General features: G+C 72.9%; 21 protein-coding genes. 12 read left to right on the top strand and 9 right to left on the bottom strand.

Annotated elements, in window-relative coordinates:
- Nucleotides 1-137 precede the first annotated feature (137 nt).
- Nucleotides 138-1,067: a LysR family transcriptional regulator gene (locus tag KDN32_RS00785; RefSeq protein ID WP_211730229.1), complete on the bottom strand. Its 930-nt coding sequence runs from the start codon at nt 1,065-1,067 to the stop codon at nt 138-140.
- Nucleotides 1,068-1,179: 112 nt separating this feature from the next.
- Between KDN32_RS00785 and KDN32_RS00780 the strand changes: the two genes are divergently transcribed.
- Genes KDN32_RS00780 through KDN32_RS00760 form a run of 5 tightly spaced genes read left to right on the top strand, consistent with a single transcriptional unit; the run spans nt 1,180 to nt 6,002 of the window.
- Entirely contained in the window at nt 1,180-2,181 is a 1,002-nt protein-coding gene (locus tag KDN32_RS00780) for a Bug family tripartite tricarboxylate transporter substrate binding protein (protein ID WP_211730228.1), read from the top strand.
- Between the two features lie 40 nt (nt 2,182-2,221).
- Complete coding sequence (locus tag KDN32_RS00775) at nt 2,222-2,764, top strand: tripartite tricarboxylate transporter TctB family protein (protein ID WP_211730227.1); 543 nt, start codon at nt 2,222-2,224, stop codon at nt 2,762-2,764.
- Nucleotides 2,765-2,779: 15 nt separating this feature from the next.
- On the top strand, nt 2,780-4,336 hold the full coding sequence (locus KDN32_RS00770) for a tripartite tricarboxylate transporter permease (protein ID WP_211730226.1): 1,557 nt from the start codon (nt 2,780-2,782) through the stop codon (nt 4,334-4,336).
- Nucleotides 4,333-4,740: a universal stress protein gene (locus KDN32_RS00765; RefSeq protein WP_211730225.1), complete on the top strand. Its 408-nt coding sequence runs from the start codon at nt 4,333-4,335 to the stop codon at nt 4,738-4,740. The genes KDN32_RS00770 and KDN32_RS00765 overlap by 4 nt, the downstream gene beginning before the upstream one ends.
- A complete protein-coding gene (locus KDN32_RS00760; RefSeq protein ID WP_211730224.1) occupies nt 4,737-6,002 on the top strand; it encodes an enolase C-terminal domain-like protein in 1,266 nt (421 codons plus the stop codon). Before KDN32_RS00765 ends, KDN32_RS00760 begins: the two co-directional genes overlap by 4 nt.
- 287 nt (nt 6,003-6,289) lie before the next feature.
- Here KDN32_RS00760 and KDN32_RS00755 read toward each other — a convergent pair whose 3' ends face one another.
- The 3 genes from KDN32_RS00755 to KDN32_RS00745 all read right to left on the bottom strand — a co-directional run bounded on the left by KDN32_RS00755 (nt 6,290) and on the right by KDN32_RS00745 (nt 9,143).
- A complete protein-coding gene (locus tag KDN32_RS00755; RefSeq protein WP_211730223.1) occupies nt 6,290-6,964 on the bottom strand; it encodes a FadR/GntR family transcriptional regulator in 675 nt (224 codons plus the stop codon).
- Nucleotides 6,961-8,121: an L-talarate/galactarate dehydratase gene (locus KDN32_RS00750; RefSeq protein WP_211730222.1), complete on the bottom strand. Its 1,161-nt coding sequence runs from the start codon at nt 8,119-8,121 to the stop codon at nt 6,961-6,963. The genes KDN32_RS00755 and KDN32_RS00750 overlap by 4 nt, the downstream gene beginning before the upstream one ends.
- Before the next feature lie 89 nt (nt 8,122-8,210).
- The gene (locus tag KDN32_RS00745; protein ID WP_211730221.1) at nt 8,211-9,143 is read right to left on the bottom strand and encodes a 2-hydroxyacid dehydrogenase; all 933 of its coding nucleotides are present in this window, start codon (nt 9,141-9,143) and stop codon (nt 8,211-8,213) included.
- Nucleotides 9,144-9,220: 77 nt separating this feature from the next.
- On the opposite strand from KDN32_RS00745, the gene KDN32_RS00740 reads away from it, so the two are divergent.
- The 5 genes from KDN32_RS00740 (at nt 9,221) to KDN32_RS00720 (ending at nt 15,161) form a co-directional block, all read left to right on the top strand.
- Nucleotides 9,221-10,132: an AEC family transporter gene (locus KDN32_RS00740; protein WP_211730220.1), complete on the top strand. Its 912-nt coding sequence runs from the start codon at nt 9,221-9,223 to the stop codon at nt 10,130-10,132.
- 24 nt (nt 10,133-10,156) lie between these two features.
- The gene (locus KDN32_RS00735) at nt 10,157-11,581 is read left to right on the top strand and encodes an FAD-binding oxidoreductase (protein WP_211730219.1); all 1,425 of its coding nucleotides are present in this window, start codon (nt 10,157-10,159) and stop codon (nt 11,579-11,581) included.
- A 10-nt stretch (nt 11,582-11,591) separates the two neighbouring features.
- A complete protein-coding gene (locus tag KDN32_RS00730) occupies nt 11,592-12,029 on the top strand; it encodes a DoxX family protein (RefSeq protein ID WP_211730218.1) in 438 nt (145 codons plus the stop codon).
- Complete coding sequence (locus KDN32_RS00725) at nt 12,026-13,240, top strand: MFS transporter (RefSeq protein ID WP_211730217.1); 1,215 nt, start codon at nt 12,026-12,028, stop codon at nt 13,238-13,240. Before KDN32_RS00730 ends, KDN32_RS00725 begins: the two co-directional genes overlap by 4 nt.
- A gap of 73 nt (nt 13,241-13,313) precedes the next feature.
- Nucleotides 13,314-15,161: a reprolysin-like metallopeptidase gene (locus KDN32_RS00720; RefSeq protein WP_211730216.1), complete on the top strand. Its 1,848-nt coding sequence runs from the start codon at nt 13,314-13,316 to the stop codon at nt 15,159-15,161.
- 19 nt (nt 15,162-15,180) lie between these two features.
- On the opposite strand, the gene KDN32_RS00715 is transcribed toward KDN32_RS00720, so the two are convergent.
- Together KDN32_RS00715 and KDN32_RS00710 are read right to left on the bottom strand one after the other, a co-directional pair.
- Complete coding sequence (locus KDN32_RS00715; RefSeq protein WP_307853595.1) at nt 15,181-16,017, bottom strand: CPBP family intramembrane glutamic endopeptidase; 837 nt, start codon at nt 16,015-16,017, stop codon at nt 15,181-15,183.
- A gap of 64 nt (nt 16,018-16,081) precedes the next feature.
- Entirely contained in the window at nt 16,082-17,050 is a 969-nt protein-coding gene (locus KDN32_RS00710; protein ID WP_211730214.1) for a peptidoglycan-binding domain-containing protein, read from the bottom strand.
- Between the two features lie 115 nt (nt 17,051-17,165).
- Between KDN32_RS00710 and KDN32_RS00705 the strand changes: the two genes are divergently transcribed.
- Entirely contained in the window at nt 17,166-17,627 is a 462-nt protein-coding gene (locus KDN32_RS00705) for a globin domain-containing protein (protein ID WP_211730213.1), read from the top strand.
- Between the two features lie 266 nt (nt 17,628-17,893).
- Here KDN32_RS00705 and clpB read toward each other — a convergent pair whose 3' ends face one another.
- Nucleotides 17,894-20,482: an ATP-dependent chaperone ClpB gene (clpB, locus tag KDN32_RS00700; RefSeq protein WP_211730212.1), complete on the bottom strand. Its 2,589-nt coding sequence runs from the start codon at nt 20,480-20,482 to the stop codon at nt 17,894-17,896.
- Nucleotides 20,483-20,639: 157 nt separating this feature from the next.
- Here clpB and KDN32_RS00695 point away from each other — a divergent pair, with 157 nt between their 5' ends.
- Complete coding sequence (locus KDN32_RS00695; protein WP_211730211.1) at nt 20,640-21,077, top strand: hypothetical protein; 438 nt, start codon at nt 20,640-20,642, stop codon at nt 21,075-21,077.
- Here KDN32_RS00695 and KDN32_RS23100 read toward each other — a convergent pair.
- Both KDN32_RS23100 and KDN32_RS00685 read right to left on the bottom strand, forming a co-directional pair.
- Nucleotides 21,074-22,849, bottom strand: a complete 1,776-nt coding sequence (locus KDN32_RS23100) for a sensor histidine kinase (RefSeq protein ID WP_211730210.1) — start codon at nt 22,847-22,849, stop codon at nt 21,074-21,076. The genes KDN32_RS00695 and KDN32_RS23100 overlap by 4 nt on opposite strands.
- Nucleotides 22,846-23,490 carry a response regulator gene (locus tag KDN32_RS00685; RefSeq protein WP_211730209.1) on the bottom strand — a complete coding sequence of 215 codons (645 nt, stop codon included), beginning with the start codon at nt 23,488-23,490 and terminating at the stop codon, nt 22,846-22,848. Before KDN32_RS00685 ends, KDN32_RS23100 begins: the two co-directional genes overlap by 4 nt.
- Nucleotides 23,491-23,569: the final 79 nt, after the last annotated feature.

Genomic DNA, 23,569 nt, shown 5'->3' with positions numbered 1-23,569 from the left:
ACGGTTCCGTGGCCGACGCGTGCCCGTTGGTGGCTGTCGTGTGCACCTGCCCGTCCCCCCAGGTCGGCTCGTGTGACTGACGTGCGGGGACAGCCTCTCAGGAGTTGACGAGTTGTGGGGCCGCTCACACAAATCTGTCAAGGATTGAATGACATCGGCCCGCTGGCGGCCGTCACGACCTCCAGCACACGCCGTACGACCGGCGACTGCGACTCCCGCGACCAGATCGCGTGCAGCTCCACCGGTCGCTCCGGGTCGGCGTCGACCCGGGTGTCACCCCCGTGGTGGGCGAGCTCCTTGTGCACCACGCCGTCGACGTGCAGGGACGCGGCCGACGCCGGCACCAGCGAGACGCCGCGCTCGGCCGACACCAGCAGCATCGCGGTCAGGACCTGGTGCACGCGCTGGTCGACCTTCGGGTGGGCGTTGGCGAAGAACCGGACCGACAGCTCGTGGAAGTAGCGGGACTGGTCGGGGTTGTAGCCGATGACCGTCTCGCCGTCGAAGTCCTCGGGCGCCAGCGGCCGGTCGAGCGCGGCCAGCGGGTGCTCGCGCGGCACGACCGCGACCAGCGGCTCGCGCAGGATCACGCGGGAGCGGAGCAGGGTGGTGTCGAAGGGCGGACGGGCGAGGCCGATGTCGAGCTCGCCGCGCCGGATGCCGTCGACCTGCGCGTTGGTGACCCGCTCGGACAGCACCACCTCGACGTCGGGGAGCTCGGCGGTGAGGCGGCGCAGGAGCGGCCCGAGGATCGAGATCGCCGACACGGCCGTGAAGCCCAGCCGCACCACGCCGGCCGCGCCCGCGTCGACGCGGCGGGCCAGGTCGCCGGCCCCCTCGACCAGGTTGAGCAGCCGGTAGGCCTCGTCGAGGAACGCGGCGCCGGCGCCGGTGAGCTCGACGCGCCGGTTGTCGCGCTCGAGCAGCCGCGCGCCCACCGACCTCTCCAGCTTCTGGATCTGGCGCGACAGCGGCGGCTGGGTCATCCGCAGCCGGTCGGCGGCGCGCCCGAAGTGCAGCTCCTCGGCGACCGCGACGAAGGAGCGGACCTGGTCGAGGGTGATCACCGCGCGAGCGTACGATGCACGAGTTGGATCAGTCCATGCCGAAACGGGCTTGGACCGGCATCGTGGCTCAAACCTAGTGTCGGTGGTCACATCCCGAGCAAGGAGCCACCTGATGCGCCAGCAGACCCCCGCCCTCGCGGTCCTCGCCGCCGGCACCGCCCTCGCCCTCACCGCCTGCGGCGGCGTGTCGACGACCACCGGCGGTGGCGGCGACGGCGACGCGTACCCGTCGGGCTCGGTCGAGATGTACGTCGGCGCCGACCCGGGCGGCTCCTCCGACCTGATCTCGCGCCAGGTGTCCGCCGGCCTCACCGACGAGCTCGGCCAGCAGTTCCCGGTGATCAACCAGTCCGGCGCCAACGGCGCGCTGGCCGCCAACAAGGTCGAGTCGTCGAAGAACGACGGCTCGGTCATCTCGGTCCAGAACGCCTCGCTCTTCGCGATCACCCCCCTCGCCGTCGCCGACGACGAGGTCACCAGCATCGACGACTTCGACGTGGTCGGCGGCGTCTCGCGCGACGACTACGTGCTGGTCACCAACTCCAGGAACGGCTGGACGTCGATCGACGACCTGAAGTCCGAGGGCGGCCGGATCACCTACGGCACCACCGGCGTCGGCACCGGCGCCCAGCTGTCCTGCGCCCTGACCTACGAGGTCGGCGGCATCCAGTCGGAGGCAGTGCCCTTCGACGGCGGCGCCCCCGCCCTCACCGCGCTGCTCGGCAACCAGGTCGACACCGCCTGCCTGCAGACCGGCGAGGCGATCGAGAACATCGAGAACGGCAAGCTCACCGCCCTCTCGGTCTTCGCGCCCGAGCGCATCGACTACCTGCCGGACGTGCCGACCGCGACCGAGCAGGGCCTCGACGTCGAGGTCTTCCAGTACCGCTTCATGACGACCCCCAAGGGCACCCCGCAGGACGTCAAGGACACGATCTGGGAGGCCATGCAGGCCACCTTCGAGACCGAGGACTACCAGGCGTTCAACGAGCAGAACAGCCTCACGCCGATGGAGGTCCCCGGCGACGAGGTCGTGGCCCAGCTCGAGGAGGACAAGCAGCGCTACGCCGACCTCGTCGACGAGTACGGCATCGACCTCGGCTCGGCGAGCTGACCCGCACCTCCCCCGCACCTCCCCCCGCAAAGGACCGACGATGAGCGACGAGCGCACCGCCTCCGGCAGTGGCGGCCCGGACATCCTCGAGGAGATCGAGGCCGAGGTGGCCGAGACCCTCTCCGAGGAGGAGCTGCCCCCGGGCGGCCCGGCCTACCAGACGGTGGGTGCGCTCGTCGCCCTCGCGGTCGGCGTCGGCGGGCTGGTCCTGTCGCTCGACTACGGGCTCGGCAGCCTCCGGCGCCCCGGACCCGGCCTGTGGCCGTTCGTGATCTCCGTCGTGATCACGGTCCTCGCGGTCGTGCTGCTCCTCACGGGCCGCCGGCTCGAGGACAGCGTCTCGTTCAGCCGCGCGAGCGTGCTCCCCGCGGTCGGCCTGCTGACCTTCGTCGGCCTCGGCGTGCTGATGCCGCTCGTCGGCTTCGAGATCCCGTCGCTGGTGCTCTGCGTGGTCTGGCTGCGCTTCCTCGGCGGCGAGACCTGGCGCAGCACGATCACCATCTCGGTCGGCACCGTCGCCACCTTCTACGCCCTGTTCCTCTACGGGTTGAGCATCCCGCTCCCCCACCTCCTGAACTTCTGAGAGGAGGCAGCACCCATGGACGAGTTCCTCAACGGCTTCGCCGTCGTCGCCCAGCCCGACGTGCTGCTCTACTGCCTGATCGGCGTCGTCATCGGCATGCTGATCGGCGTGCTGCCGGGCCTCGGGCCTGCGGCGACCATGGCCATCCTGCTGCCCATCGTGATCCAGATCGGCGACCCGATCTCCGGCATCGTCATGCTGGCCGGCGTCTTCTACGGCGCGCAGTACGGCGGCACCATCACGTCGGTCCTGCTGCGCCTGCCGGGCGAGGCGAGCTCGGTCGTGACCGTCTTCGACGGCTTCGCGCTGGCCAAGCAGGGCAAGGCCGGCACCGCCCTCGGCGTGGCCGCGATCGGCTCGTTCATCGGGGCCACCGTCTCGATCGTGCTGCTGAGCCTCACCGCGCCGCTCGTCGCGAGCTGGGCGATCGACTTCGGCCCGCCGGAGTACGCCGCCCTCGCGCTGCTCGGCGTCCTGCTGGTCTCGACCATCGGCAGCGGCAACACCGTCAAGGCCCTCATCGCCGCCGCGATCGGCCTGCTCCTCGCGACCGTCGGCCAGGACAAGTTCAGCGGCGCGCAGCGCTACACCTTCGGCAGCCTCGAGCTCAGCCAGGGCATCGACTTCGTCGTCGTCGCCATGGGCCTCTTCGGCGTCAGCGAGATCCTGCACAACCTCGAGGAGCGGGCCGGCAAGCCGCACGTGCCGGCGAAGGTCACCAACGTCTGGCCCTCCCGCAAGGACCTCAAGGAGGCCTCGCCGGCCATCGGGCGCGGCACCGTCGTCGGCTTCTTCCTCGGCGTCCTGCCCGGGGGCGGCGCGGTCATGTCGTCGCTCGCGGCGTACGCCACGGAGAAGCGCATCTCCAAGACGCCGGAGGAGTTCGGCCGCGGCTCGATCAAGGGCGTCGCCGCCCCCGAGACGGCCAACAACGCGGCCGCCACCTCCTCCTTCATCCCGCTGCTCACCCTCGGCATCCCGGCCAACGCGTCGATGGCGATGCTGTTCGCCGGCCTGCTCGTGCTGGGCGTGACGCCGAGCCCCGCGCTCGTCGAGGAGAACCCCGACCTGTTCTGGGGCGTGGTCAACTCGATGTACGTCGGCAACCTGATCCTGCTGCTGCTCAGCATCCCCCTGGTCGGGATCTTCGTCCGGATCCTGCGCGTGCGACCGGCGATCCTCGCGCCGATCACCGCGCTGATCACGATCCTCGGCGCCTACACGCTCAACAACTCGACGTTCGACGTGTTCTTGATGATCGGCTTCGGCGCCCTGGGCTACCTGATGAAGAAGGGCGGCTTCGAGCCCGGTCCGATGGTGCTGGCCTTCGTGCTCGGCGCGATCCTGGAGAACAACGTGCGCCGCTCGATGATCATCTACGACGGCGACCCGACCGGCTTCGTGCGCGACCCGATCTCCGGCACCATCCTCGCCGCCTTCGTCCTCGTGGCCCTCTGGCCCGTGGGCAAGAAGCTCCTCGCCCGCCGCACGCAGGTCGCGGCGGTCGGGGCCGCCACCACCACCTCCGACCACGCCTCCGACACCTCCCAGCGAGAGGACTCCCTGCGATGACCAGCCCGACGACGATCGTGATCGGCTACGTCCCGTCCCCCGTCGGCGAGGCGGCCCTCGAGGCCGGGCTCGCCGAGGCCGCGACCCGCGGCGACGACGTGGTGGTGCTCAACAGCCCGCGCCGGCGCAGCACCGTCGACGCCGAGCTCATCGACACCGCCGACGCCGACGCGCTCGTGGCCCGCGCCGCCGCGCTCGGGGTGAGCGCCCGCGTCGACCACGCCGACCACGGCGACGACCTGGTCGAGGCGTTCCGGACGGTGGTCGAGGCGACGTCCGCGCGCCTCGTCGTCATCGGCCTGCGCCGCCGCTCCCCGGTGGGCAAGCTCGTCACCGGCAGCGACGCCCAGCGCCTGCTGCTCGACCTCGACGTGCCGATCCTCGCCGTGAAGCCCGGCGCGTGAGCGCGACGCGCGTCTCCCGGGTCGTCGTCACGCCGGTCGCCTTCGAGGACCCGCCGCTGCTCAACGTCGTCGGCGTCCACCAGCCCTACGCCCTGCGCGCGATCGTCGAGGTGCACACCGACAGCGGCCTGCTCGGCCTCGGCGAGACCTACGCCGACGAGACCCACCTCGCGCGGCTCGACGCGGTCGCGGCCGCGCTGCCGGGCCACGACCCGTACGACCTGGCCGGCCTGCGGCGCCTCGTCACCGACGTGCTCGGGCGCGAGCGCGGCGGGGCGGGCGCCTCGTTCGGCGGGATGCTCGACGTCGACTCGGCGCTGGAGACGGTCTTCTCCCCCTTCGAGGTCGCCTGCCTCGACGTGCAGGCGCGGGCCGCCGGCGTACCGGTCAGCGACCTGCTCGGCGGTGCTGTGCGCGAGCGCGTGCCCTTCAGCGGCTACCTGTTCCACAAGTGGGCCGGCCACCCCGGCTTCGCCGACGACGCGTGGGGCGAGGCGCTGACGCCCGACCAGCTCGTCGCCCAGGCCCGCCGCATGGTCGACGGCTGGGGCTTCGGCTCGCTCAAGCTCAAGGGCGGCGTGCTGCCGCCGGAGCAGGAGTGCGATGCCGTCGAGGCGCTGCGCGACGCCTTCCCGGCGCTGCCGCTGCGGCTCGACCCCAACGGCGCGTGGACGCCGGACACCTCGGTCGCGGTCGCGGACCGGCTGGCCGGGGTGGTGGAGTACCTCGAGGACCCCACCCCCGGCATCGAGGGGATGGCGGCCGTGTCCGCGCGGACCGACGTCCCGCTCGCGACCAACATGTGCGTGATCGCGATGGAGCACCTGCCGCCCGCGATCGCCCGCGACGCCGTCCAGGTCGTGCTCTCCGACCACCACCTCTGGGGCGGCCTGCGGAGGTCGGCGCTGCTCGGTGGCATCACCGACGTGTGGGGACTGGGGCTCTCGATGCACAGCAACTCCCACCTCGGCGTCTCGCTCGCCGCCATGGTGCACCTCGCCGCCGCGACGCCGAACCTGACCTACGCCTGCGACACCCACTACCCCTGGAAGACCCGCGACGTCCTCGCCGGCGACCCGCTCCCCTTCGTCGACGGCTCGGTCGCGGTGCCGACCGCCCCCGGGCTCGGCGTCGACCTCGACCGCGACCTGCTCGGCGAGCTCCACGAGCTCTACCTCACCTGCGGCGTGCGCCGGCGCGAGGACACCGTCTACATGCGCTCGATCCAGCCGGACTTCGAGGTCAACACCTCCCGCTGGTGACGAGTCGGCAGAAGTGTCCTGCCTGAGCCCGCCGAGTGGGCGCGAGTGTCGCGCGGATCCACGCCGAGTCGGCAGAAGTGTCCCCGTGGAGCGCGCCGAGTCGGCAGAAGTGTCCCCGTGGAGCGCACCGAGTCGGCAGAAGTTCAAGCCGACTGGGCGTGCTGTCTCGGCACATTCGCGCCGACTCAGTGCTGATCCGCGACACATTCGCGCCGACTCAGCGTCCCTCGTGCGAACATTCGCGCCGACTCGGCGCTGATCTGCGCGACACTCGCGCCGACTCGCGGTCAGGTGACGCGGCGGCGGGTGTTGCCCAGGTGCAGCCGCATCGCGGCGCGGGCGGTCTCGGCGTCGCCGGCGAGGACGGCGGCGGCGACGTTGTCGTGCTCGCGCTGCACGCGCTCGACGTGGGTGGCGTCGGTCATCGAGTGCGCGTCGCCGAGGCGGGTGCGCGGCAGCATGATCATCATCGGGCCGAGCGAGGCGAGCAGGTCTGCGTAGAACCGGTTGCCCGTCGCCCGCGCGATCGCGAGGTGGAAGGCGAAGTCGGCCTCGACCGCGCCCTCGTGACCGGCGCGCACGAAGCCCTCCATCGCCTCGCGGATCGCCTCGTCGTCGGACGGTCGGTGGTGCAGCGCGGCCAGCGCGGCCGCCTCGCTCTCGACCCCGAGGCGGAAGTCGAGCATCGCCCGGACGTCGGCGCCGGTGCGGATCGCGGAGGCCTCGACGCTGAACGACGACGCCTCGGGGACCGCGAGCACGAACGAGCCGCGGCCCTGCTGGGTCTCGACCAGGCCCTCCGCACGCAGCCGGGTGACGGCCTCGCGCACGACGGTGCGCGACACGGCGTACTCCTCGACCAGCTCGGTCTCGGAGGGGAGCTTGGCGCCCGGCGCGAGGTCGCCGGCCAGGATCTTGTCCTTGAGGCCGGCGACCACGCGCGCGGACAGGGTGGAGCTCACCGGCCGAAGGTAGCGGTCTCCGCCGTGAGCGAGCGCATCCGCTCGGTCAGCGTGAAGCCGAGGCCGGGACGGTCGGGGACGAAGATCCGGCCGTCACGGATCTCGATGCGCTCCTCGAACAGCGGGTTCAGCCACTCGAAGTGCTCGACCCACGGCTCGGTGGGGTACGCCGCGGCGAGGTGCAGGTGGATCTCCATCGCGTAGTGCGGCGCCAGGTCGAGGCGGTGGTGCGCGGCGAGCGTCGCGAAGCGCAGGAACGGCGTGATGCCGCCGATCCGCGGCGCGTCGGGCTGCACGATGCCGCGGTAGCCGGCGTCGACCAGCCCCATGTGCTCGTCGACCGAGGTGAGCATCTCGCCGGTCGCGATCGGGGTGTCGAAGACGCGCGACAGGTCGGCGTGGCCGACGTGGTCCCAGGCGTCGAGCGGCTCCTCGATCCAGATCAGGTCGTAGGCCTCGAGCTCGCGGCACATCCGGCGCGCCCGCGCCCGGTCCCACTGCTGGTTGGCGTCGACCATGAACGGGCCGTCGCCGAGGTGCTCGCGCAGCGCCTCGACGCGGCGCAGGTCCTCGCGCCAGTCGGGCTGGCCGACCTTGACCTTGATCCCGCCGATGCCGGACTCGAGCGACGCGGTCGCCTTCTCCTTGATCTCCTCGACCGACGCCTGGAGGAAGCCGCCGGAGGTGTTGTAGACCCGGCAGGAGTCGCGGTGCGCGCCGAGCAGCTTGGCCAGCGGCAGGCCGGCGCGGCGGGCCTTGAGGTCGTAGAGCGCGACGTCGAGCGCGGCGACCGCCTGCGTCGCGACGCCGGAGCGCCCGACGGAGGCGCCGGCCCACATCAGCGACTCGTAGACCTTGGCGATGTCGTTGGGGTCCTGGCCGATCGCGACGTCGAGGACCTCCTTGAGGTGGGCGAACTGCGCCCGCCCGCCGGCGCGCTTGGAATAGCTGAAGCCCATCCCCTCGAAGCCCTGCTCGGTCGTCACCTCGACGAAGAGCATCACGGTCTCGGTCAGCGGCTTCTGCCGCCCGGTGAGCACCTTGGCGTCGCTGACGGGGGCGGGTAGCGGGAGCACGACGTGCGACAGCGTCACGCTGCGGATCCGGTCGGCGGTCACCGACGCGCTCGTCGCGGGCAGGTCCAGGGTCTGGGTCATGATGGGTTCCTCGGGTCGTGACCAACTTGTATGATGAGTGTGCAACTCATGTCACAAGTACGTCAAGCACCCGAGGAGGACGCGTGCGGTCAGCCGACCGGGGTCACCAGCTCGCCCCGCTCCAGGAAGGCGTCCACGTTGTCCAGCACCAGCCGGCCCATCGCCTCCCGGGTCCCGGTGGTCGCGCTGCCGACGTGGGGCAGGAGCACGACGTCGTCGCGGTCGAGCAGTGCCGCCGGGACGCGCGGCTCGTCGGCGAACACGTCGAGCCCGGCTCCCGCGAGCCGTCCCTCCTCGAGCGCCGCGACCAGCGCGACCTCGTCGACCACCGACCCCCGCGCGACGTTGACCAGGAAGCCGTCCGGGCCGAGCGCGTCGAGGACGGCCGCGTCGACGAGGTGCTCGGTGCCCGCGCCGCCGGGCGTCAGCACCAGCAGGACGTCGCTCGCCGCCGCAAGCTCGACCGGGGTCGCGTCGTAGGTCCACCCGACGTCCTTGCGGGCCCGGGAGTGGTAGCGGACCTCGGCCCCGAACGCCTCGAGCCGCTCGGCGGCGGCGGTCCCGATCCGGCCCAGCCCGAGCACCCCGACGACCGCACCGCGCACGTCGCGTGCCAGCGGCATCCGCTCGCCCCGCGCCCACGCGCCGCTGCGGACGAAGCGGTCCGCCGCCGTGGCTCCGCGCAGGACGTCGAGCACCAGCAGCACCGCGAGGTCGGCCACCGCGTCGGTGAGCACGTCGGGGGTGTTGGAGACCACGACGCCGCGACGGGTCGCCTCCGCGAGGTCGACGTTGTCGTGGCCGACCCCGAAGTTGACGACCGCGCGCAGGTCGGGCAGCGCGTCCATCTCCGCGGCGCCGAGCGGGGCACCGCCGCCGACGACCGCCACCTCGACGCCGGCCGGGTCGCCGAGGTCGTCGAGAGCGGGCGCGGCGTAGCGCTCGGTGAGCCACTGGCGCACGAAGGGCATCAGCCCGCCGAGCTGCACGACACGGACCGGGTGCGAGGTCTCGGAGGTCATGCCGCCATCCTTGCCGGGCGCCACCGCCGCGGTCCAAGAGCGGCTCGCTATCGCACGATGCACGGGGAGGACACGGCGTGGACCTGCTGACCGGCTTCACGACGATCCTCGTCGTCATCGCCGCGGGCGCCGCCCTGGCGCACGTCGGCGTCCTCGACCGCAGCTCACAGCGCACGCTCGGGGAGATCGCGTTCTTCGTCGCCTCGCCCGCGCTGATGGTCGTCACCATCAGCCGCGTCCACCTCGAGACCGCCGCGGTCAACCTGGTCGCCTCCACGGTCTCGCTCGGCGCGTGCTTCGCGGCGTACGTGGTCATCGCCCGGCTGCGCTGGCGCCCGGACGCCGGGGCGCTGCTCATCGGCGCGCTGTCGGCGTCCTACGTCAACGCCGGCAACCTCGGCATCGCCATCGCCGCCTACGTCGTCGGCGACATCACCGTCGTCGTGCCGACGCTGCTGGTGCAGATGCTGCTCGTCCAGCCCGCGGCGCTCGTCGCCCTCGACCGGATCACCGGCCGCGGCGAGGGCGTACGTCCCGCGCTCCGACGACTGCTGACCAACCCGCTGACGGTCGCGGCCGTCGTCGGCCTGGTGCTGGCGCTCACCGGCTGGCGGCTGCCGACCGCGGCCCTCGCCCCGCTGGAGATGCTCGGCGGCGCCGCCATCCCGCTGATGCTGATGTCCTACGGCGCCGCGCTCCGGCTGAGCCCGCCGCTGGGACGGGCCGGGCACAACGGCGAGGTGCTGCTCGTCGCGGCGCTCAAGATCGCGGTCATGCCGGTCGTCGCGTGGGCCGTGGGCGCGTCCCTCGGCCTCGACGACCGCGCCCTCCTCGGCGTCGTCATCACCGCCGCGCTCCCCACGGCGCAGAACATCTTCCTGCACGCCACGCGCTACCGCCGGGGCGAGGACGTCGCCCGGGAGGCCATCCTCGTGACCACCCTCGCCTCGCTCCCGGTGGCGCTGCTCGTCGCCGTCGTGCTGGGCTGAGCACCCGACCCCGGAGGAGACACCGTGACCGACCTGCTGGACCGCCTGCGCGACGCCGTGGGCGCGAGCCACGTGCTGACCGACGACGCGGACGTCGCCGCCCACGTCGTCGACTGGACCGGCGTGCACCGCGGCCGGGCACTGGCGGTCGTGCGGCCCGCCTCCACCGCCGAGGTCGCCGAGGTGGTGCGGGCGTGCGCCGAGACGCGTACGCCCGTGGTCCCGCAGGGCGGCAACACCGGGCTGGTCGGTGGTGGCGTGCCCGACGGCTCCGGCACCGCGGTCGTGCTCTCGCTCACCCGGATGCGGACGGTCCGCGACGTCGACCCCGTCGCCGGGACGATCACCGTCGACGCCGGCGTGGTGCTCGCGGACGTGCAGGCCGCGGCGGCCGACGCCGACCGGCTCTTCCCGATGTCGCTGGGCTCCGAGGGCAGCTGCACGATCGGCGGCAACCTCGCCACCAACGCCGGCGGCACCGCCGTGCTGCGCTACGGCATGACCCGCGAGCTGGTCCTCGGCCTCGAGGTGGTGCTGCCGGACGGCCGGGTGTGGGACGGCCTGCGCGGGCTGCGCAAGGACAACACCGGCTACGACCTCACCCAGCTCTTCGTCGGGTCGGAGGGCACGCTCGGGGTGATCACCGGCGCCGTGCTGCGGCTGTTCCCCGCGACCCCGCGACACGCGACGGCGTGGGTCGCGGTGCCGTCCGTCGCAGCAGCGGTCGAGCTGCTCGCGCTCGCCCAGCGCGAGGCCGGCGTCCACCTCACCACCTTCGAGATCGCCAACCGGCAGGCGCTCGACCTCGTGCTCGCCCACCTGCCTGGCGCGGTCGACCCGCTGGAGGCGCCGAGCGGGTGGTACGTCCTGGTCGAGCTCGCCGGCACCGCCTCCGACGACGGCCTCGACGACGCGCTCGAGCGCCTGCTCTCCCTCGGCGTCGACACGGGAGTGGTCGCCGACGCGGCGATCGCGACCAGCCCTGCCCGGCGCGACGCGCTGTGGGCGTTGCGCGAGGGCATCTCGGAGGTCCAGAAGGTCGAGGGCGCGACGCTCAAGCACGACGTGACCCTGCCGATCGCGCGGCTCGCTGCGTGGACGGACGCCATGGGTCCGCGCCTGCAGGAGGTGCTCCCGGGCGTGCGCCCGGTGACCTACGGGCACGTCGGCGACGGCAACCTGCACTACAACCTCAACGCACCCAGCCCCGACGGAACCAGCCGCGACCTGGACCTCCTCGACGCGGCGCCCGACCTGTCGACCGCGATCTACGACGCGGTCGCCGCCGAGCACGGCTCGATCAGCGCCGAGCACGGCCTCGGACGGACCAAGGCCGCGGCCGCGGCGGCGTACAAGTCCCGCGTCGAGGTCGACCTGATGCGCGCGGTGAAGCAGGCCCTCGACCCCGACGGGCTGCTCAACCCGGGGGTGCTGCTGGCCCGCGACTAGGCTGGCGGCCATGAAGGCCCAGACCCTCGGACGCGTCGTGCTCGGTGGCTTCATGGTCACCGCCGGCGTCCTCCACCTCACCACCCAGCGCCAGGAGTTCCAGGCGCAGGTCCCCGACTGGTTCCCGGTCGACGAGGACCTGACCGTCGTCGCCTCGGGCGTCGTCGAGATCGGGCTCGGCGCGGCGTTCGTCGCCCTGCCGAAGCACCGGCGCACGGTCGGCGCGCTGCTCGCCGCGTTCTTCGTGGCGATCTTCCCCGGCAACATCGCGCAGTACGTCGAGGGCACCGACGCGTTCGGTCTCGACACCGACCGCGCCCGGCTGACCCGGCTGTTCTTCCAGCCGGTGCTGGTGCTCCTGGCGCTGTGGGCCGGCGGCCTGCTCGGGCGCCGCCGCGAGGTCGTCGCGGAGGAGCAGCAGCGCGAAGAGGTCGAGACCGGGGAGTGAGCCGCTCCGCCCGCGGCAGCGCCCCCGCGCTGCCGGCGGAGATCCGCGTCCTGCTGGTCGCCGCCTTCCTGATCGCGGTCGGCTACGGCCTGGTCTCGCCCGTCCTGCCGGCCTACGCCCGCAGCTTCGACGTCGGCGTCGCGGCCGCGTCGGTCGTGGTGTCCGCCTTCGCGTTCTTCCGGCTCGCCTTCGCGCCCGCGGGCGGAGCGCTGGTGCAGCGGCTCGGTGAGCGCCCGGTCTACCTCGTCGGCCTCCTCGTCGTCGCGGCGTCGTCGCTGGCGACCGCGTTCGCCCAGTCCTACGTCCAGCTGCTGGTGCTGCGCGGGCTCGGCGGCATCGGCTCCACGATGTTCACCGTCTCCGCGATGGCCCTGCTGGTGCGCCTCGCGCCGCCCGACATGCGCGGGCGGGTCTCCTCGGCGTACGCCAGCGCGTTCCTCGTCGGCGGCATGGTCGGTCCGGTGCTCGGCGGCGCGCTCGCGGGGTTCGGGCTGCGCACGCCGTTCGTGGTCTACGCGGCGGCGCTCGTCGTCGCGGCGACCCTGGTCGGGGTCCGGCTCGGCGGCACCCGGCTGCGCCCGGCGTCGACCGGCGGGCCGGCCGCGCCGCCGATGCGGCTGCGGGAGGCGCTCGCGCACCGGACGTACGTCGCCGCCCTCGGGTCCGGCTTCGCCAACGGCTGGTGCAACTTCGGCGTCCGGGTCGCCGTGCTGCCGCAGCTGGCCGTCGCCGTCCACGACGACACGTGGGTGGCCGGTGTCGCGCTGGCGCTGGCGGCGGCCGGCACCGCGCTCACGCTCCAGGTCTCGGGCCGGATCGCCGACACGGTCGGCCGCCGTCCGCTGGTCGTCGGCGGGCTGGTGGTCACCGCGCTCTCGCTCGGCCCGCTCGGCCTGAGCAGCTCGCTGGCCGTCCTGCTCGTGCTCTCGGTCCTGTCGGGCGTCGGGGCGGGGCTGGTCAACCCGGGCCAGCAGGCCAGCGTCGCCGACGTGGTGGGCAGCGGCCGCAGCGGAGGCACCGTGCTGAGCAGCTTCCAGATGTCGCAGGACGCGGGCGCGATCCTCGGGCCGGTGCTCGTCGGGGTCGTGGCCGACGCCGCCGGTTTCGGGTGGGCGTTCGCCACCACCGCGCTGGTCAGCCTGCTCGCCGTGCCCCTCTGGCTGCGCGCCCCCGAGACCCGCCCGGGCGCGATGTCGGCCACCTCGGGTTGAATCAGACCGCAGCTCGGGGTTTGGGCCGCCCGTGCACGGGCACGAGGGGGCAAGAGAGAAGGGGGACTCCCAGATGTCCATGAACAGGAAGCTCGCCGGCGTCGCCGGCATCTGCGCGGTCGCGCTGGCCGCCACCGCGTCACCGCCCGTCGCCGTCGCCGCGCCCAGCGGCGCGGACCGCCCGGCCCAGCTGCTGAGCGGCGGCTCGTCGGTCGACGCCCGCAGCGCCGTCCCGAACGGCGCGGTCCGCTCGCGCTCGACGACGCTGGACGACGCGGCGCTCGACGCAGCCCGTGCCGGTGACCGGCTCGGGTTCGCGCTCTTCGACGACGCCGCGGTCACCGCGGTCGTCGAGCGGCGCACGTCCTCCGGCGGCGTCACCGCGTGGGCCGGACGCCTCGAGGGCGAGAAGGGCACGTTCAGCGCCGTCGAGGTGGGCGGGTTCCGCCACATCACCGTCTCCTCCGCGGAGGAGGGCACCTACGAGGTCGCCAGCAACCAGGACGGCGACTACGTCGTCACCGAGGCCGGCCCCACCGTCGCCGAGGGCAAGGACGTGCTGGCACCCCGCGGGGGCCACGCCGACCACGCCGACCACGCGGACCACGGCGTCAGCCCCCGCACCACCACCGGCTCGGCCGCGGCGGAGCGCGCCGACGTCGCCAGGGACGCGGCGACGACCGTCGACATCGCGATCGTCTACCCCGCCTCCCTGCCCGCCCAGCTCGGCGAGGGCCCCATGCAGGCCCAGTTCGCGCAGGGCATCGCACAGGCCAACCAGGCCTTCGCCACCTCGGGCGTCGCCACCTCGCTGCGGCTGGTCGGCACCCGCCAGGTCGCGCAGCCCCAGCTGTCCGACATCGAGTCCGTCCTGCTCGCCATGCAGGACCCCGACGACGGCCTCTACGACGAGATCGCGGGCTTCCGCGACCAGGTGCACGCCGACCTGGTCAGCATGTGGCTCTCCGGCAGCGACCCGGCCCAGTCGACGTGCGGGATCGGGTTCCTCGGCGGCAGCGGCGACGCCGCGCGCGACGCGGCCAACGCCTTCACCGCGACCTACATCGACGGGTGCGCCACCTCGAACCTCACCTTCGCCCACGAGGTCGGCCACAACCTGAGCGCCGGCCACGACGCGGGCGCGTCCGAGGCGCCGCAGGGCAAGCCCTACGCCCGCGGCTACGTCGACGTCCCCGGCAACACGCTCACGATCATGGCCTACCCCACGACCTGCCGGAGCTGCGTCCGCACGCTCAACTTCTCCAACCCCAACCTGCTCGTGAACGGTCGCCCGCAGGGCACCACCTCGCCGGTCACGACGTTCAACGCCCAGGCGATGAACGAGCAGGTGCCGCTCGCGGCCAACTACCGCCAGTCGCAGATCTACCCCGGCGCGGTGGCGATCGGTGGCGCAGCCCGCTGGAAGGGCAAGGCCAAGGCCGTCACCGGAAGCTGGGCGCCCGCGGTCACCTTCGGCTACCAGTGGTTCCTCGACGGCGCTCCGGTCTCCGGCGCGACCGCCAGCACCTTCAAGCTCGGCCGCAAGGCGATCGGCAAGACGCTGAGCCTGCAGGTCTTCGGCTCGGCTCCCAACTACGCCACCGTCATCGCCGGCACCGCCCCGGTCGTGGTCGGCAAGGCGACGTTCAAGACCCGCAAGCCCAAGCTCCGTGGCGTGCCGCGGGTGGGCCGCGTCCTGTCGGTCAAGCTGAAGGGCTGGAAGCCCAAGCCGGCCAAGAAGAGCGTCAAGGTCCGCTACCAGTGGATGAAGAACGGCAAGAAGATCAAGGGCGCCAAGAAGGCGACCTACCGCGTCCGCCCGAAGGACCGCGGCAAGAAGATCACCGTCGTGGTCAAGGTGAAGAAGAAGGGCTACGCGACCGCCAAGCGGTCGTCGAAGAAGCTCAAGATCCGCCGCTGACCTCCACTCGCCGGGCGGGTCACAGGGTCGGCAGCCAGTCGACCCGCCCGGCGAGGGCGGCGTAGCCCACGAAGGCGCCCACGTCGAGCAGCGTGTGGGCCACCACGAACGGCATGACCCGCCCCCAGCGGCGGTAGAGCCAGCCGAAGAGCAGACCCATCGCCAGGTTGCCGACGAAGCCACCCAGCCCCTGGTAGAGGTGGTAGCTCCCGCGCAGCAGCGCGGCGAGACCGATGGCTGCCGAGTCACCGAAGCCGAGCTGGCGCAGGCGCACCAGCACGAAGCCCAGCACGACGTACTCCTCGAGCACCGCGTTCTCCGCGGCCGCGAGGACCAGCACCGGCACCTGCCACCACTCACCCGGCAGCGACTGCGCGACGACCGTCAGGTTCGTGCCGAGCGCGAAGGTCGCGAGGTAGAACACCACGCCGACCGAGCCGACGCCGAGCGCCAGCCACGCGCCGCGTCCCAGGTCGCCCCACGACGCCCAGCGTCCGCCGCTCGCCCACACCTCCCGCAGGCGGGTCCCGGAGCGCACGAGCAGGTAGCCGGCCAGCGCGACCGGCACCAGCGCGAAGCCGATCCGCAGCAGCTGGTAGGTGAGGTCGAGCCACGGCCGGTCGGGGGCCAGGCTGTTGTTGAGGTTCGCCGCCTGCGACGACAGCGGTCCCGGCGCGGTGAGCGCCGAGACGATGCTGACGACCGAGTAGATCGCGGACCGCCCCAGCGACACGAGGAGGACGAGCGCGAGCTCGGTCCACAGCAGCGCCTTCGCCAGGTCGGGGACCCCGCCCGGCACGGGGGTGTCGCGCAGCCGCCACCACGGTCGGGTGGCGTCGGTCGTCGTCGGGGTCACCTGCCACAGCATCCCCCAACCGGCTGAGCGCCGGCTGAGGGACGCCGAAGAAGTCCCGCAGGGATCAGTAGGTGTCGGCCAGCGTGCCGGCCATCGACTCCCACTGCGCGTAGGCGTTCGGGCAGCACGAGCGCTGCACCGCGTCGGCCGCCAGCGTCTTGCTCATCGACTCCCAGCCGGAGACGTCGAAGAGGCCCCGGTTGGTGGTGTACGCCGAGACGCCGAGGAAGCCCTGCGTGGCGGAGGTCGGGTTGACGCACGCGGTGCCGCCGGAGCACCAGCCCTGGCTCGGGCGCTGCTGGAACAGCCCCAGCGAGTCGCGGTCGCCGAACTGGATGTTGCACAGCTTCGACTCCTGCATCGCCGTCATCAGCGCGATGACCTGGGCGTTGCGGTTGCCTCCGGCGCTGCGGGTCGTCGAGAGGATCGAGCGCACGTTGGCGACCTGCGCCGACGAGAGGCTCGACACAGTGGTGCCGCCGGTGGCGTAGCAGAGCGTCTGGTCGCCGGCCTGGCTGTAGCCGAGCAGCTCCTGCCAGGTCGCCGTGTCGACGGTCCCGGTCTGCGACAGGCCGCGCGCGGCCTGGAACGAGACGACCGCCGCGCGGGTGCCGGACCTGAAGGCCCCGTCGACGACCAGGTTCGCGCCGTACTTGTTGAGCTGCGTCTGCGCCGCCTTCACCGCGCTGGTGTCCGTCGAGCCCTGGCTGACGGTGACGACCAGCCGCGGCCAGGTGCCGCTGCCGGCGATGCCGTCGACCGGGCTGATGCCGGCCGCGGACTGGAACGCCTTGAGGTTGGCGGTGGTGCCGCTGCCGAAGACGCCGTCGGCGGTGGTGGCGTAGCCACGGGCGGTGAGCAGGTGCTGCAGCGCCATCGCGTTGTTGTTGCGGGCCTGACCGGCCTGGGTGATCGGCCAGGCGCTCGCCGCGCGCGCCGGCGCGGCCACGAAGACGGCCGCCGCCGCGAGCAGCACGGCCGCCACGACGAGCAGCACCTTGGTCCGTGGGGTGGGCAGGGTCGAACGGTGCATGGGGGTACTCCCGAGAGAAGTGCCCGACCATCCCGAGTCGGCCGGGCGCGTGGTCCGACCCTCCCCCGGTCCTCTCGGGCTGGTCAAGACGGACTCCCAGCGCGACCATCGAACGGTGACGACCATCTACGAGGCGGTCGGAGGCATCGAGGTCCTCGAGCGGCTGGCGGAGGCGACCCACCAGCGGTGCCTGGCCGACCCGCTGCTCCACCACCCGTTCTCGCACGCCGACAACCAGCCCGACCACACCGAGCGCCTGGCGGCGTACTGGGCCGAGGCACTCGGCGGGCCGGCGACGTACACCGGCGCGATGGGCGGCAGCGAGTCGCACGTGCAGCGCCTGCACGCCGGCGAGGGCGAGTACGCCGTCGAGGCGAGCCCACGCTTCGTGCAGTGCGTGGTCGACTCCTTCGACGAGGCCGGGGTGCCCGACGACCCACGGGTCCGGCAGGCCGTCGCCGACTACGTCGCCTGGGCCGCGCTGGGCCCGTTCCAGGCGTGGGGCCGCTCGAAGGACGACGTCCCCGACGACCTCCCGCTCGGACACTGGGACTGGGACGGCCCCGTCGGCCGGTGAGGTGCGAGCGACCCCTCGGTGGTTGAGGTGCGAGCGACCCCTTGGTGGTTGAGGTGCGAGCGCAGCCCGTCGGTGGTTGAGGTGCGAGCGCAGCGAGCCTCGAAACCACGTCCGACACGGGGTCGCAGGTTTCGAGGCTCGTCGCTGGCGCTCCTCACACCTCAACCAGCGAGGTGGCGCTGGCGCTCCTCACACCTCAACCAGCGAGGTGGCGCTGGCGCTCCTCACACCTCAACCAGCGAGGATGGTTCAGCCAGCGAGGAGGTTCAGCCGGCGACGAGGGAGAGCCCCTCCTCGCCCACGTCGACGGTGACCGCGCCGCCGTCGGTGACCTGGCCGCCGATCAGCATCCGCGCGAGCGGGTCGCCGATCGCGGACTGGATCAGCCGGCGCAGCGGGCGGGCGCCGTAGGCGGGGTCGTAGCCGGTCTCGGCCAGCCACGACCGGGCCGCATCGGTCACCGAGATCGTGATCCGCCGCACCGCGAGCCGCTTCTCGAGCAGCGCGAGCTGGAGGTCGACGATGTGCGCGAGGTCGTCCTTCGAAAGCGCCTCGAACATCACGACCTCGTCGAGACGGTTGAGGAACTCGGGCTTGAAGTGCGCCCGGACCACGCCCATCACCTGCTCCCGCTTGACCTCGGGGTCCATCAGCGGGTCGACCAGGAAGTTCGAGCCGAGGTTGGAGGTCAGGATCAGCAAGGTGTTGCGGAAGTCGACCGTCCGGCCCTGGCCGTCGGTCAGCCGCCCGTCGTCGAGCACCTGCAGCAGGATGTCGAAGACCTCCGGGTGCGCCTTCTCGACCTCGTCGAGCAGCACCACGCTGTAGGGCCGCCGGCGCACCGCTTCGGTCAGCTGTCCGCCCTCGTCGTAGCCGACGTAGCCGGGAGGTGCACCGACGAGGCGCGAGACCGAGTGCTTCTCGCTGTACTCGCTCATGTCGATGCGGACGATCGCCCGCTCGTCGTCGAACAGGAAGTCGGCCAGCGACTTCGCGAGCTCGGTCTTTCCGGTGCCTGTGGGGCCGAGGAAGAGGAACGAGCCGGTCGGCCGGTTCGGGTCCGCGATGCCCGCGCGGGAGCGGCGTACGGCGTCGCTCACCGCGGCGACCGCCTCACGCTGGCCGATCAGACGCTCGCCGATCACCGACTCCATCTCGAGGAGCTTGGCGGTCTCCCCCTGCAGCATCTTGCCGGTGGGGATGCCGGTCCACGCCTCGACGACGTCGGCGATCTGCTCGGCCCCGACCTCCTCGCCGACCAGCGGCTCGAGGTCGACGGCCTCGGCCTGCTCGACCTCCGAGATCTGCTTCTCCAGCGCCGGGATCTTGGCGTAGTTGATCTCCGACGCACCGGCGAGGTCGCCCTCGCGCAGCCGCTTGTCGGCCTCGATCTTCAGCGCGTCGAGCTGGCGGCGCAGCTCGCCCTCGCCCTGGAGCTGGTCCTTCTCCCGCTCCCACCGGGCCTCGAGGCCGCGGAGCTCCTCCTCCCGGTCGGCGAGCTCCTTGCGCAGCACCTCGAGCCGCTCGACCGACGCGTCGTCGGTCTCCTTGTCCAGCGCGAACTCCTCCATCTTGAGCCGCTCCACGCGGCGGCGGAGCTGGTCGATCTCCTCGGGCGACGACTCGTGCTCCATCCGCAGCCGCGAGGCGGCCTCGTCGATCAGGTCGATGGCCTTGTCGGGCAGCTGGCGGCCGGTGATGTAGCGGTCGGACAGCGTGGCGGCCGCGACCAGCGCGGCGTCGGTGATCCGCACGCCGTGGTGCGCCTCGTACTTCTCCTGGATGCCGCGCAGGATCTGGATGGTGTCCTCGACGCTGGGCTCGCCGACGAAGACCTGCTGGAAGCGGCGCTCGAGGGCCGGGTCCTTCTCGATCCGCTCGCGGTACTCGTCGAGCGTGGTCGCGCCGATCATGTGCAGCTCGCCGCGCGCCAGCATCGGCTTGAGCATGTTGCCGGCGTCCATCGCGGAGTCGCCCCCGGCGCCCGCGCCGACGACCGTGTGCAGCTCGTCGATGAAGGTGATGACCTGGCCACCGGCGTCCTTGATCTCCTCGAGGACTGCCTTGAGCCGCTCCTCGAACTCGCCGCGGTACTTCGCGCCCGCGACCATCGCGGCCAGGTCGAGCGACAGGACGCGCCGACCCTTGAGCGAGTCGGGCACGTCGCCGGCCACCACGCGCTGGGCCAGGCCTTCCACGACCGCGGTCTTGCCGACGCCGGGCTCGCCGATGAGCACGGGGTTGTTCTTGGTGCGGCGCGACAGCACCTGGATGACGCGGCGGATCTCGGCGTCGCGTCCGATGACGGGGTCGAGGCGGCCGTCCTCGGCGGCCTGGGTGAGGTCGACGGAGAACTTCTCGAGCGACTCGTAGGACGCCTCCGCGCTCTCGCTGGTGACGCGCCGGTTGCCGCGCACGGCGGTGATCGCCTCGCGCAGGCCGTCGGCGGAGAGACCGGCGTCGGTGAGCACCTTCTGGGCCGGCGACTCGACGGTCGCGATGGCCACGAGCAGGTGGTCGGTGGCGACGAACTCGTCCTTCATCGACCCCGCGAGGTCGAGGGAGGAGGCGAGCACGCGGGTGAGCGACGCCGACCCGCTGGGCTGCTGGACGGTGGATCCCGAGGCCCGCGGGAGCTGCTGCTGGACCCGCTCGGCCGCGGCGAGCAGGGTGGCGGGGTCGACGCCCGCCTTCTGCACCAGGCTCCGGGTCGCGCCGTCCTCCTGCCGGAGCAGGGCGACGAGCAGGTGGATCGGCTCGGTGTGGGTGTTGCCACCCGTGGTCGCGGCGAGCTGCGCCGCCTCGACGACCTCGCGGCTGCGGGTCGTGAACTTCTCGGCACCGAACGTGCTCAACTCGACTCCTCCGTGTGTACGCGTGAGGACCACTCTGGTCCCACCTGGATCAACGCGCCACAAGTTGAGTCGATTCCCCTCAACTTTGGATTTCTTCGTCGCCGGGTTGAGCACCGGTGCTCACCCTGCCGGTCCCGTCGATCCCTAGGTTCGGGGCATGACCACCCTCCGTGCCCGGTCCGTCTGGACCGCCGCCCTCGCCGCCACCGCTGCCGCCGTCGCGTGGTCCGGCACCGCCGTCGCCCTCGCTGTCGCCCCGGGCGTCACCGTGCTCGGGGGCGACACCTACGACACCGAGTTCATCGACGGCCCGTTCTACCTCATGGCGGCGCTGCTCTCCCTGGGGCTCGTCGCGGTGGCAGCGGCGTGGTCCTGGCGCTGGGCCGTGGCCGGTCTGCTCGCCAGCGTCGGCGCCCTGACGTGGGGCGCCGCCGTGTGCGTCCGGCGCTACGCCGACTCCGGGTGGGGCGACGGGCTCGAGGTCCTGGTGTACGTCGTGCCGCTCGGCGTCGCCGTCGCCGGCCTGGTGCTCGTCACGCTGATCCCGTGGCTGCGTCGACGGGGTCCGGCGGTCAGTGGAGCGGTGGGCCGCTAGGTCGGGCGTCCGGCTCCACCGTCGCCGAGCGGGATCGATGCCTCGACCACCCCGCCGTGCGCCGTCGCCCGCGCGGTCAGCGTCCCGCCGACCTGCGCCGACCGCTCGCGCATCGAGGACAGCCCGACCCCGGGCACCCATCCGGCGGCCATTGGCCCGTCGTCGTGCACGGCCAGCGCGAGGTGGCCGTCGTCGACGCGCAGCGACACCGACGCTCGGGAGGCGGCCGCGTGGCGCACCACGTTGGTGAGCGCCTCCACCACGATCCGGTACGCCGCGACCTCCGTCGCCGCGGAGAGCGACGGCAGCGGAGCCGGCACGTCGACGGTGACCGGCAGCGGCACGCCCGACGCCGAGTGGAGGGTGGCTGCGTGCTGCCGGATCGCGCCCTCGAGCCCGAGCTCGTCGAGCGCGGGCGGCCGCAGGCCCTCCACCAGCCGCCGGATCTCCGTGATCGCGTCGGCGGTCGTCGCGCGCAGCTGGGCGAGCAGCTCCTCGGCGCGGCCGGGGTCGGTACGCACCTGGTTGCGCGCCGCGTCGGTGGCGAACGCGACGCCGCTCAGGGTGGGGCCGAGCCCGTCGTGCAGGTCGCGCCGCAGCCGGCGGCGTTCCTCCTCGACCGCGCCGACCACCGCCTCGCGCGAGCGCTGCAGGTCACGGCTCATCCGCCGCGCGCGCAGCGTCTGGGCCAGCAGGGGCGCGACGATCCGCAGCACGTCCTCGTCGGCGGGCGAGAGCCCGAGGTCACCGGCGCGCAGCCCGACGACGACCTCCCCCACCTCGTCCGCGCCGAGCCGCAGCGGAAGCACCCGGGTGTGCGTCACCTCGGTCCCCGACGCCGCCAGCACCTCGCCGCCCGCCCGGATGCTCGCGTAGGGCAGCACCAGCGCTTCGCGCACCGCGCCCAGCGCCAGAGCGGGGTCGTCGCCGATCCGGTCCGCGAGCGAGGTCGCGGCGGCGAGCGGGTCGGGGCGGTCGCCGAACAGCAGCTGGTCGACGATGCCGCGCAGCAGCACCTGGAGCGGGCGCACGCAGAAGGCCAGCAGCCCGCACAGCACCACGACCGGCGTGACCGCCAGGGGCGCGCCCTGCAGCGCCTCCACGACGGAGGTGAGACCGAGCGCGACGGAGAGGAAGACGACGAACACGCCGCCCGCGACGACTGCTCGGGTCACGAGACCGCGGACGTCCACCACGTCCGGGCGCACCACCCCGACGGCCATCGCAGCGGGACCCGCGAGCAGCAGCACGAGGTAGACGGTGCCCAGCCCGACGAAGCTGCCGGCTCCCGCCGACTCGGCGACGAGCCCGGTCGTCGCTACGACGGCACCGAGGCTGCCCCAGGCGAGCGAGCTCCACGCGAGCGCACGCCGGTCGCGGGCGTCGGCGCGCTCGTAGGCCCACCAGGCGTGGAGCAGCAGGGCGACCACGAGGACGTACGCCATCGGGTCGGCCGCGGACTCCCACACGATGCTCAGGACGCCCGCCCCGGCCACGACGACGAGCAGCACGAAGGAGACCGGTTCGCGCCACGAGAGGCGGGGGTACGACACGACGGCGAGCGGCAGCAGCAAGAACGCGGCCGACCGGAACACCGGCGGCGCCGCGCGGTCGACCTCGAGGACCGCGGCCGCGCACCCGAGCAGGAGCGCGACGCCTCCCAGGACCAGGAGTGCGGCGGCCGCCCGTGAGCGCCCGCTCTGCCAGATCGCCCACCCCGACGCGGTGGTGGCCACACCGAGGACCGCGGCTGCGACGAGCACCGCGGTCACGACCCGCCCAACCCTTCCCGTCTGGCGCGGACGATGGCGGCGGAGCGGTCGGCCACGGCGAGCTTCACGAAGATCGACGAGATGTGGTTGGCGACGGTCTTCGGCGACAGGAAGAGCCGGTCGGCGATGGCCTGGTTGCGCTCGCCGGCGGCCATCAGGTCGAGCACCTGCCGCTCGCGCGAGGTCAGCTCGGGGAACGGCTCGGCGACCGGCGGCGGTGCGGAGAAGTACCCGAGGACGCGCTGGGCGACGCCCGGGCTGAAGATCGCCTCGCCCGCCACGACGGCGCGGATCGCGCGGTCGATCTCGGCCTGGCTGGCGCCCTTGAGGAGGTAGCCCTGCGCGCCCGCGCGCATCGCGCCGAACACGGTGTCGTCGTCGTCGAACATCGTCAGCACCAGCACGGCCACGCCCTCGACGCTCTCCCGGATCCGCCGCGTCGCCTCGAGCCCGTCGATGCCCGGCATCCGGATGTCCATCAGCACGACGTCGGGCCTCGTGAGGACGACCTCGCGCACCCCCGCCTCTCCGTCGACCGCCTCGCCGACCACCTCGAAGTCCGGCAGCGAGTCGAGCAGCGCGCGCAGGCCGCCGAGCACGACCGGGTGGTCGTCGACCAGCACGACGCGGATCGGGTCCATGGGCTCATCGTCCTGCCTGCAGGGGTCCACGACCTGGGATCCTGCTCCTAGGCGAGCCGGGATTCCTCCCTGATGATGG

The organism is Nocardioides palaemonis (genome assembly GCF_018275325.1).
GTDB classification, from domain to species: Bacteria; Actinomycetota; Actinomycetes; order Propionibacteriales; family Nocardioidaceae; genus Nocardioides; species Nocardioides palaemonis.
Note: the sequence above shows the minus strand (reverse complement) of the source record. Positions and strands in the feature narration are given on the sequence as shown.